This is a genomic window from Duganella alba, from assembly GCF_009674495.1.
Lineage (GTDB): Bacteria > Pseudomonadota > Gammaproteobacteria > Burkholderiales > Burkholderiaceae_D > Rugamonas > Rugamonas alba.
The window spans coordinates 27,274-37,554 of record NZ_WKJN01000035.1 but is presented as its reverse complement, the minus strand read 5'-3'; the positions used below and the strand labels follow the sequence as shown (position 1 = coordinate 37,554).

Annotated in this window: 7 protein-coding genes and 1 pseudogene; 6 read left to right on the top strand and 2 right to left on the bottom strand. The window is 61.3% G+C overall.

What is annotated here, in order from left to right:
• Positions 1-222 precede the first annotated feature (222 nt).
• From GJ695_RS25145 to GJ695_RS25135, 3 genes are all read left to right on the top strand, one after another.
• Complete coding sequence (locus GJ695_RS25145; protein WP_154369654.1) at positions 223-3,159, top strand: ribonucleoside-diphosphate reductase subunit alpha; 2,937 nt, start codon at positions 223-225, stop codon at positions 3,157-3,159.
• Between the two features lie 68 nt (positions 3,160-3,227).
• Entirely contained in the window at positions 3,228-4,337 is a 1,110-nt protein-coding gene (locus GJ695_RS25140) for a ribonucleotide-diphosphate reductase subunit beta (RefSeq protein WP_110845188.1), read from the top strand.
• A gap of 121 nt (positions 4,338-4,458) precedes the next feature.
• On the top strand, positions 4,459-5,484 hold the full coding sequence (locus GJ695_RS25135; protein WP_154369652.1) for a PDDEXK nuclease domain-containing protein: 1,026 nt from the start codon (positions 4,459-4,461) through the stop codon (positions 5,482-5,484).
• On the opposite strand, the pseudogene GJ695_RS25130 reads toward GJ695_RS25135, so the two are convergent.
• Positions 5,473-6,368, bottom strand: a pseudogene (locus GJ695_RS25130) (FAD-dependent monooxygenase). The gene GJ695_RS25135 and the pseudogene GJ695_RS25130 overlap by 12 nt on opposite strands.
• On the opposite strand from GJ695_RS25130, the gene GJ695_RS25125 reads away from it, so the two are divergent.
• The 3 genes from GJ695_RS25125 (at position 6,340) to GJ695_RS25115 (ending at position 9,276) form a co-directional block, all read left to right on the top strand.
• Positions 6,340-6,783: a winged helix DNA-binding protein gene (locus tag GJ695_RS25125; RefSeq protein ID WP_208023459.1), complete on the top strand. Its 444-nt coding sequence runs from the start codon at positions 6,340-6,342 to the stop codon at positions 6,781-6,783. The pseudogene GJ695_RS25130 and the gene GJ695_RS25125 sit on opposite strands and share 29 nt — an antisense overlap.
• A 928-nt stretch (positions 6,784-7,711) precedes the next feature.
• On the top strand, positions 7,712-8,662 hold the full coding sequence (locus tag GJ695_RS25120) for a transcriptional regulator (RefSeq protein WP_154369650.1): 951 nt from the start codon (positions 7,712-7,714) through the stop codon (positions 8,660-8,662).
• 80 nt (positions 8,663-8,742) lie between these two features.
• Entirely contained in the window at positions 8,743-9,276 is a 534-nt protein-coding gene (locus GJ695_RS25115) for a YggT family protein (protein ID WP_371866600.1), read from the top strand.
• A 57-nt stretch (positions 9,277-9,333) separates the two neighbouring features.
• Here the strand turns inward: GJ695_RS25115 and GJ695_RS25110 are convergent, their stop codons facing one another.
• Positions 9,334-10,272, bottom strand: coding sequence for a carbohydrate kinase family protein (locus GJ695_RS25110; protein WP_154369648.1), 939 nt, complete (start codon positions 10,270-10,272; stop codon positions 9,334-9,336).
• Positions 10,273-10,281: the final 9 nt, after the last annotated feature.

The following is a 10,281-nucleotide window of genomic DNA, read 5'->3' as shown; positions in this document are numbered from 1 at the left end:
AGTCAAGAGCAAAATTGCTGGAATCATCAAAATTTCTCACTTGCCGTGCTACGGTGTGACCACTACAATCAGTGGATAGGTTCTGGCCTATCACTAGATCTAGTGGTTCTCATGACACTGAATCTTGAGCGAATGGCAAGTACGCCAGGTCAGTCCAACACGGTTTTTTTACACTACATACGCGGCGCAGCACTGACTGCACGTTGTTATCGGGGAGCTTAAATGCAATCTACTCAAGACATCACCATCAATCCAGCGCTGGTACCAGCGGCCGCTGCGAGCACCGCCAGCAGCCCAGCCGTGGCCGCCAGCGCCCTCGGTGACTACCGCATCATCCGCCGTAACGGCGCGGTCGTCGCGTTTGAACCGTCGAAAATCGCCATCGCCGTCACCAAGGCCTTTTTGGCCGTCAATGGCGGCCAGGGCGCCGCTTCGGCGCGCGTGCGTGAATTGGTAGAACAACTGACCGCCAGCGTGGTGTCGGCGCTGGTGCGCCGCCAGCCATCGGGCGGCACCTTCCACATCGAAGACGTGCAGGACCAGGTGGAACTGGCGCTGATGCGTTCGGGCGAACATGACGTCGCCCGCGCCTACGTGCTGTACCGCGCCAAGCACATGGAAGAGCGCCGCGCCGCCAAGGAAGCCCAGGGTTCGGCCGCCGCCATCAGCGCGCCGCAGATCCACGTGCTGGAAAACGGCGAGCGCAAGCCGCTGGAACTGAGCCGCGTCACCAGCCTGATCAACGCTGCCTGCATCGGCCTGGAAAAACACGTGGACGCCGACGCCATCGTCGCGGAAACCCTGAAAAACCTGTACGACGGCGTGCCGGTCGAAGAGCTGCACAAATCCGCCATCCTGGCCGCCCGCGCGCTGATGGAAAAAGATCCGGCCTACTCGCAAGTGACCGCCCGCATCCTGCTGCACACCATCCGCAAGGAAGTGTTCGGCAAGGAAGTCGCGCAGGGCGCCGCCGCCGCCGAATACGTGAGCTACTTCCCGCAATACATCGCCAAGGGTATCGCCGCCGAACTGCTGGACGCCAAGCTGGCCGAGTTCGACCTGGCGCGCCTGTCGAAAGCCCTGGTGGCCGACCGCGACCTGCAATTCGGCTACATCGGCCTGCAGACCCTGTACGACCGCTACTTCCTGCACATCCGCGACACCCGCATCGAAATGCCGCAGGCGTTCTACATGCGCGTCGCCATGGGCCTGGCCCTGAACGAAACCGACCGCGAAGCGCGCGCCATCGAGTTCTACAACCTGCTGTCGACCTTCGACTTCATGTCGTCGACGCCGACCCTGTTCAACTCGGGCACCCTGCGTTCGCAGCTGTCGTCGTGCTACCTGACCACCGTGTCGGACGACCTGGAAGGCATCTACGACGCCATCAAGGAAAACGCCCTGCTGGCCAAGTTCGCCGGCGGCCTGGGCAACGACTGGACGCCGGTGCGCGCACTGGGCGCCCACATCAAGGGCACCAACGGCAAATCGCAAGGCGTGGTGCCGTTCCTGAAAGTGGTCAACGACACCGCCGTGGCGGTCAACCAGGGCGGCAAGCGCAAGGGCGCGGTGTGCGCCTACCTGGAAACCTGGCACATGGACATCGAAGAGTTCCTGGACCTGCGTAAAAACACCGGCGATGACCGCCGCCGCACCCACGACATGAACACCGCCAACTGGATTCCGGACATGTTCATGAAGCGCGTGATGGAAAAAGGCGAGTGGACCCTGTTCTCGCCATCCGACACCCCGGACCTGCACGACCTGGTCGGCAAGGCCTTCGAAAAAGCCTACCTGGGCTACGAAGCCAAGGCCGCCGCCGGCGAAATCCGCGTGTTCAAGAAAATCCAGGCGCTGGACCTGTGGCGCAAGATGCTGTCGATGCTGTTCGAAACCGGCCACCCATGGATCACGTTCAAAGACCCATGCAACATCCGTTCGCCGCAGCAGCACGTGGGCATGGTCCACAGCTCGAACCTGTGCACCGAGATCACGCTGAACACCGGTCCGGACGAGATCGCCGTCTGCAATCTGGGCTCGGTCAACCTGCCGGCGCACATGAAAGAAGGCAAGCTGGACCACGTCAAGCTGCAGAAAACCATCCGCACCGCCATGCGCATGCTCGACAACGTCATCGATATCAACTACTACGCCGTCGAAAAAGCACGCAACGCCAATATGCGCCACCGTCCGGTCGGCCTGGGCGTGATGGGCTTCCAGGACTGTCTGCACATGATGCGCGTGCCGTTCTCGTCGATGGAATCGGTGCAGTTCGCCGACACCTCGATGGAAGCCGTCTGCTACTACGCCTACCTGGCGTCGACCGAGCTGGCCGAAGAGCGTGGCCACTACGCGTCGTACAAGGGTTCGCTGTGGGACCGCGGCATCCTGCCACAGGACTCGATCAAGCTGCTGGCCGAAGAGCGCGGCGGCTACCTGGAGCAGGATCTGTCGTCGGCCATGGACTGGACCCCGGTGCGCGAGCGCATCGCCAAGTTCGGCATGCGTAACTCGAACTGCGTGGCGATCGCTCCGACCGCGACCATTTCGAACATCATCGGCGTGTCGGCTTGCATCGAACCGACCTTCCAGAACCTGTACGTGAAGTCCAACCTGTCGGGCGAGTTCACCGAGATCAATTCCTACCTGGTGCGCGACCTGAAGGCGCGCGACCTGTGGGATGAAGTGATGATCGCCGACCTGAAATACTTCGACGGCTCGCTGGCCAAGATCGACCGCATCCCGAACGACCTGCGCGACATCTACGCCACCGCCTTCGAAGTGTCGCCAAGCTGGCTGGTGGAAGCGGCTTCCCGCCGTCAGAAGTGGATCGACCAGGCGCAGTCGCTGAACATCTACATGGCTGGCGCTTCGGGCAAGAAACTGGACGAAACCTACAAGCTGGCCTGGCTGCGTGGCCTGAAAACCACCTACTACCTGCGCACCACCTCGGCCACCCATACCGAGAAGTCGACCTCCAAGACCGGCGCGCTGAACGCGGTGGCGGTGGACGGCGGCATGTCGGCCAGCGCCAAGGCCGCCGCTCCGGCGCCGGTCGCTCCGGTTGCGGCCGCAGCCGTGACGGCCGAAGCCGACGGCGAAGCCTGCTACCTGCGTCCAGGCGACGACGGTTTCGAGGAATGCGAAGCCTGCCAGTAATTCAGAGCGCGCCGTCCCCGCCAGAGTGGGGACGGCGCAGTACCACATATATATAGAGGAATTCAAACATGTCGCTGTCCTGGGACGAAGAGGCCGCACCGGCCAAACAAGCTATCAATCAAGCCGCGCTGGAAAGCGAAGGCACGGCTGAGCAAGTCGCGCTGCGCGTCAACGCCGACGACAAGCGCATCATCAACGGCAAGACCGACGTCAACCAGCTGGTGCCGTTCAAGTACAAATGGGCCTGGGACAAATACCTGGCCGGCTGCGCCAACCACTGGATGCCGCAGGAAGTGAACATGCAGCGCGACATCGAGCTGTGGAAGAACCCGAACGGCCTGACCGACGACGAGCGTCGCCTGGTGAAGCGCAACCTGGGCTTCTTCGTCACTGCCGACTCGCTGGCCGCCAACAACATCGTGCTGGGCACCTACCGCCACATCACGGCGCCGGAGTGCCGCCAGTACCTGCTGCGCCAGGCGTTCGAGGAAGCGATCCACACCCACGCCTACCAGTACATCGTCGAATCGCTGGGCCTGGACGAGCAGGAAATCTTCAACGCCTACAACGAAGTCAAGTCGATCCGTGACAAGGACGAGTTCCTGATCCCGTTCATCGACACGCTGACCGATCCGGCCTTCACCACCGGCACCGTGGAAAACGACCAGAAGCTGCTGAAATCGCTGATCGTGTTCGCCTGCCTGATGGAAGGCCTGTTCTTCTACGTCGGCTTCACCCAGATCCTGGCGCTGGGCCGTCAGAACAAGATGATGGGCGCCGCCGAGCAGTACCAGTACATCCTGCGCGACGAATCGATGCACTGCAACTTCGGTATCGACCTGATCAACACCATCAAGATGGAAAATCCGCTGCTGTGGACGCCTGCGTTCAAGGAAGAGATCAAGCAGCTGTTCCTGCAGGCGGTGGATCTGGAGTACGCCTACGCCGAAGACACCATGCCACGCGGCGTGCTGGGCCTGAACGCGACCATGTTCAAGGGCTACCTGCGCTTCATCGCCAACCGCCGCGCCACGCAGATTGGCCTGGAGACGCTGTTCGACCAGGAAGAGAATCCATTCCCATGGATGAGCGAGATGATCGACCTGAAGAAAGAACGCAACTTCTTCGAAACCCGCGTCATCGAGTACCAGACCGGCGGCGCGCTGAACTGGGACTAACTCCCGGCCGCACCCTTCTCAAAGCCCCGCACTGCGGGGCTTTTTCATTTGGGGCAGATCAATATCGGGTTTACGGCTGAGCGTAAGAGTGATCTCTGGTGTATCCACCGGGAGAACTGCCATGAATAAATCCGATGTAGCGCTGCTATCCGATGTCGACTCTCTGCACGCGGAATTACGCGGGCTGATTGCCTCCAGCCGCCAACGCGTGGCCGCCAGCGTCAACGCCGAGCTGACCCAGCTTTATTGGGCGGTCGGCGCCCGCTTGTCCAGGGAAGTGTTGGCGGGCGAGCGGGCCAGGTACGGCGCGCAGCTAATGATCAGTCTCGGACAAAAACTTGAGCGTGAGTTTGGCCGAGGTTTTGAGGTGCAGAATCTCCGCCGCATGGTGCAGTTTGCGCAGGCATTTTCCAATTTGGAAATTGTCGCATCACTGATGCGACAATTGAGTTGGACACATTTTTTACAGCTCATACCAATTAAAGCGGAGGCCGCTCGTTATTATTATGCCGACCGGAGTGTCTCGGAAGGCTGGAGCGTTCGCGAGCTTCGTCGGCAGATTGATCGTAAAAGCTACGAGCGAAGCCAGATATCCGGCCTTGAAGATTCGTCCGCGACGGATGCCGCGCCGGCGGCGATTTTCAAAGATCCGTACTTTCTGGACTTTCTCGGCCTTAGCCAGGGCTATGATGAAGCCGACCTGGAAGCGGCGATCCTGATGCAATTGAAGTCCTTCATCCTGGAGCTGGGCAAAGGCTTTGCATTCGTCGAGCGCAAGAAGCGGATGATCATCGATGGTGAGGACTTCTATCTGGACCTGCTGTTCTTCCATCGACGCTTGCGGCGTCTCGTGGCGATCGAGTTGAAGCTGGGGCGGTTCAAGGCCGCGCATAAGGGGCAGATGGAGCTTTATCTCAAGTGGCTGGACCGCTACGAGCGGCAGCCGGGCGAGGAGGCGCCGATTGGTTTGATTCTGTGTGCGGAGTCGAGCCGGGAGCAGGTCGAGCTGCTGCAGGTGCAGAAGGATGGCATCACAGTGGCTGAATACTGGACCGAGCTGCCGCCCAAGGCCGAGCTGGAACGGCAGCTGCGCTCCGCGCTCGCGGAGGCGCGCGAGCGTCTGGAGCGCCGCCGGCTAGCGCACTGACTGGGCGGCGAAGTAAGCCGCCAGCGCGGGACTGCGCTCGTCGTGGGGGAGGGCGGCGAGGTAGCCGTCTAGGCGGAGCAGGGCGATGTCGCCGGGGACAAAACTGTAGGCGTCGCGCAGATGGCCTTCGTGGGCGCGCAGTTCGGCGTGCTCGCCGACCATGATGATGCGCAGGCCGGCGCGCGGCGTGAGCGTCGCCGCATCGCGCGGCTCATAGCGCAGCATGATGCAATCTCCCGATTTCAATAGCGAAAACAAACGCAGCGGCTGGCCGCCGGCGCCGGTGAGCGGCGCGTCCGATGCGCGGTAGCCGCAGGTCGGCGGATGCACGTGCGCCGCATCGCCGGCGATGAACACGCGGCCCACTCGATAGCGGTCTGCTAGCCGGGCGCTCATCGCGTAATCGGAGCGCCAGTGCACCGCGCGCACCACAATGTCGTCACGGCCGCTGCGCGTGGCGATGGCGGCGGCGAGGCCGGCGTCCGACAGGTCGAACTCCGCGTCCCAAGGAATCGGCATCTGCAACTGGAACAGCTGCGTACCCTGCAAAGGACAGAGACTGATCTGCCGACCACCACTTCCCCAGCGATGCCACACGTCGCGCGTCAGACCATCGAGCGACAGGTCGGCCACCACCGCGCGCGCATCCAAGGATTCGCCGGGGAAGCCTATGCCCAGGGTCTTGCGGACAAAACTGCGGCCGCCATCGGCGCCGACCAGGTAACGCGCCCGCAGCGCGATCTTGCTTTGGCCGTCGTCACACGTGCGGTGACTCCGCAGTCATCCTGCTCGAAACCGGACAGCGCATGACCGTGGCGCGGCGCATGGCCCAGCTCCGCCAGCCGCGCGCGCAGGATGCCTTCGGTCAGACGCTGGGGCAGCATCAGCGCTTCGAAGATTTCCAGCGTGCGAGGTCGAGCTGCAAGGTCAGGCCGGTCGCGCCCCGATATCCGAGATGACCATGACGCTGAACGCGCGCTGCTTCGTCTGCTGGTGCGCATCGACCGCCGTGGTCCGATCGGCGTGGTCGGCCGCGACTGCACCACCGTCAGCCGTCAGGTCACCCACCTCGACGAACCCGGTCTGGTGGTGCGCGAGATGGCCGACGCCGTCGACCGCATGCGCGAGGAACTGGTCGGCGAACTGATGGCCGACTGGACCAACGCCAAGCGCCGCGACTTGGCGCACCTGCTCAAACGGATGGCTTCGAGCATGGACGAATGGATGGCCAGCCGGAAGTCGGAAGACGCCGAGCAGCACCGCCGCATTTCAAACGCCGCCTGTCGCGGCATGCCTTAACGCCGATTTACATCGTCACGCGCGCCGCGTTTTTTGCGCCGCGCGCGTTCGATCACCTCCTCTAAAACGCAGCGCCGCTGCGGCGCACCGCTGTATTCCGCTTGCTATTCGTCTTACTCTGTCTCATAATCGCGACGAATTAAAAACAGAGTGTGGTGGCGACGCGCAGATGCAGCGCAAGCGCTCTCGGATTCGGAAGCGGGTGATGCGTTTTTCAAGCCGGTGACGGCGACATCGAGGAAACCCAGGCGGCATAAGGCTTACTTTGAAGTGCGAATTTTCAGCGCGCGGCGCGCGGCACTTCCCGAACCCGATTGAGCGCGCGTGAAGTGAGCGCGGCGACGCAAACGAGCAGGTTGAAGCGGCACGTGTATGTGAGTTGGCGAGCTTAAGTCGGAAAAAAAGCGCGCGAATACCTAACGTGCCGGTTGCGCACCGACAAGGTTTTCGTGTACTTTACGAAATTGAAAATGCGTGATTTAAAAAGTGCGTCGAATTTTTTTGGACGACGCGCCGCGCAGTGATGATCGCAACACAGGATACTGATTCACACATATGCACAAGACCACGTCGTTTTTGCTCAACCGTCTTGCCTGATTCAATTCAGGCCGGGCGGTTTTTTGTTTGAAAACGAAAACCGCGACGTGGCTGCGACGCAGGTTCCAGGAGCTGAACACACGCCCGGACCACCGCAAAACGTCGCGACAAGATTTGTATCCGCACGCTGCTCCAGCTATGGAGAGCGGGTGGATCGATGGCTGAAGCGCTGCACTTGTGAGGAGATGCAGCAGTTCAGCTAGTGCCGAATTCATTAGCGCAAACCGCTTTAGTTTGCGCCGATGAATAATTCGCCTGGCCCAATCCCGGGTCGGACGGGTTTAAATCTTGTAATGAATTTTTTCCCATCCCCGATGAAGGAGAACTAAACATGGCTACCGCCGCAAAGAAACCAGCAGCTAAGAAAGCTGCCGCACCAGCAAAAAAACCAGCAGCCGCTAAAGCTGCCGCCAAGCCAGCAGTGAAAGCTGCTGCTAAACCAGCTGTGAAAAAAGCCGCTGCCAAGCCAGCTGCCAAACCAGCAGTGAAAAAAGCTGCCGCTAAACCAGCAGCCAAACCAGCTGTGAAAAAAGCCGCCGCCAAGCCAGCAGCTAAACCAGCAGCGAAAAAAGTAGCCGCCAAACCAGCAGCGAAAAAAGTCGTCGCCAAAGTAGCAGCCAAGCCAGCAGCGAAAAAAGTAGCCGCTAAACCAGCAGCGAAAAAAGTCGTCGCCAAGGCAGCAGCGAAACCAGCAGCGAAGAAAGTCGCCGCCAAGCCAGCAGCTAAAAAAGTAGCAGCCAAGCCAGCAGCGAAGAAAGTCGTCGCCAAAGCAGCCGCTAAACCAGCAGCTAAAAAAGTCGCCGCCAAACCAGCAGCGAAAAAAGTAGCAGCCAAGCCAGCAGCTAAAAAAGTGGTCGCCAAAGCCGCCGCTAAACCAGCCGCCAAAAAAGTAGCCGCTAAACCAGCAGCGAAACCAGCAGCTAAAAAAGCTGTCGCCAAAAAACCAGCAGTAAAAGCAGCAGCCAAACCGGCTGCAAAGGTAGCGGCTAAGCCAGCAGCAAAAAAGCCGGTTAAGGCAGCTAAACCAGCTGCCAAGCCAGCCGCGAAAGCAGCTAAACCAGCAGCTAAACCAGCAGCCAAGCCAGCCGCTCCGGCACCAGTCGCTGCTCCGGTAGCTGCTGCGCCAGCAGTGAAAAAAGCTGCGCCGAAAAAAGCTGCGCCAAAAAAGGAAGCCGCTAAACCAGCAGCAGCTCCTGCAGTGCCGGCCGCCGCGCCAGCAGCTAAAACCGTACTGGCACCGGCCGCCGCATGGCCGTTCCCGACCAGCACGCGCCCATCCTAAGCTCATCGCTTAGGCGCCGCTGAGGCAAATGGCCGCTGTGTGAGACAATCACACAGCGGCTTTTTTATTGGAGGGGTTCCGTGCTGATTAGTATTATCAAGTTGATTGTCGACGCCATCGCCGTGCTGTTGGGCGGGGCCTTGCTGCTGCGTTTCTGGATGCAGGCGATCCGCGTCCGACCGCCATCGTCGGTGGCGCAGTTCACTTTCCAATTGTCGGACTGGCTGGTGCGCCCCCTGCGCCGCATCGTGCCGGGCGTCGGCGGCTATGACTGGGCCAGCCTGATTGGCGCCTTCCTGATCGTGCTGGTGGCCACCTCGGTGCTGTTCCTGGCCGGCTGGCCGGCGCAACTGGTGCTGCTGGCGGCCTGCCAGCGCTTCCTGGAATGGATACTGTACGGTTTCATGGCGCTGCTGGTGATCGAGGCGATCTTCAGCTGGGTCAACCCGCATGCGCCGCTGGCGCCCTTTGTGCGCGCGCTCAACGAGCCGCTGCTGCGGCCGATCCGCCGCGTGGTGCCGCTGGTGGGGAATCTGGATCTGTCGCTGCTGGTGGCGCTGATCCTGCTGCAGATCGCGCAGCTCCTGCTTGGCGTGGCGTTCAGCGCCAGGTAATAAAAAAGCCCTGTGGCCATGCGGCGATCTTGAGCGCCGCAGCACACAGGGTTTTTTTTAGAAGCGGTAGCCGAAGGCTGCTTCGAACTTGTCCGCGATCTCGGCGGCGGTGAAGCGGTGGTTCTGCGCACCCTTGTGGGCGATCTTGATCGCGCCCAGCAGGCTGGCCAGGCGGCCGGTGGTCTCCCAGCTCCAGCCATTGGTGATGCCGAACAGCAGGCCGGCGCGATACGCATCGCCGCAACCGGTCGGATCCAGCGCTTCCGCCACCGGCACCGCCGGGATCTCGATGCGCTGGCCCTTGGTGTAAATCTCCGAACCCTGTTCGCCACGGGTGATGATCAGCGCTTCGACGCGGCTGGCGATGTCCGCCTGCGTCAGGCCGGTGCGCTCGGTCAGCAGCTCGATTTCATAATCGTTGGTGGTGACGTAGGTGGCTTTGTCGATGAAATCGATCAGCTCCGCGCCATTGAACATCGGCAGCTGCTGGCCCGGGTCGAAGATGAACGGGATCTCCAATTTGGCCAGGTCGGCGGCGTGCTTCTGCATGCCCAGGTGGCCGTCCGGCGAGATGATGGCGATGCGCGCAGGACCGGCCTTGGCGACGTCGTTCTCGTGGGCGTAGGACATGGCGCCCGGGTGGAAGGCGTTGATCTGGTTGTTATCCTGGTCGGCGGTGACGAAGCACTGGGCGTTGTAGGCGTCTTCCTTGATCAGGATGTTGTCGGTGGCCAGACCCAGTTTGCCGAAGCGCGCCATGTAGGCGGCATTGTCCTGGCCCATCACGCCGACGATGCGCGGCGCGCCGCCCAGCATCAGCAGGTTGTAGGCGATGTTCGGCGCGCAGCCGCCGAACTCCGTGCGCATGGTCGGCGCCAGGAACGATACGTTCACCTTGTGCAGCTGGTCCGGCAGCAGGATGCTGTCGAAGCGGTTGGGGAATTGCAGGATGGTGTCGATGGCGATCGAGCCGCAAATCAAAGAGGTCTGGGTCATGATAGGTCT

Excerpts from the sequence above, each read along its gene's own strand:
- GJ695_RS25120 (WP_154369650.1), top strand. The coding sequence starts at position 7,712 with ATGGCTACCGCCGCAAAGAAACCAGCAGCTAAGAAAGCTGCCGCACCA.
- GJ695_RS25145 (WP_154369654.1), top strand. The coding sequence starts at position 223 with ATGCAATCTACTCAAGACATCACCATCAATCCAGCGCTGGTACCAGCG.
- GJ695_RS25125 (WP_208023459.1), top strand. The coding sequence starts at position 6,340 with ATGCCTTCGGTCAGACGCTGGGGCAGCATCAGCGCTTCGAAGATTTCC.
- GJ695_RS25140 (WP_110845188.1), top strand. The coding sequence starts at position 3,228 with ATGTCGCTGTCCTGGGACGAAGAGGCCGCACCGGCCAAACAAGCTATC.
- GJ695_RS25135 (WP_154369652.1), top strand. The coding sequence starts at position 4,459 with ATGAATAAATCCGATGTAGCGCTGCTATCCGATGTCGACTCTCTGCAC.
- GJ695_RS25110 (WP_154369648.1), bottom strand. The coding sequence starts at position 10,272 with ATGACCCAGACCTCTTTGATTTGCGGCTCGATCGCCATCGACACCATC.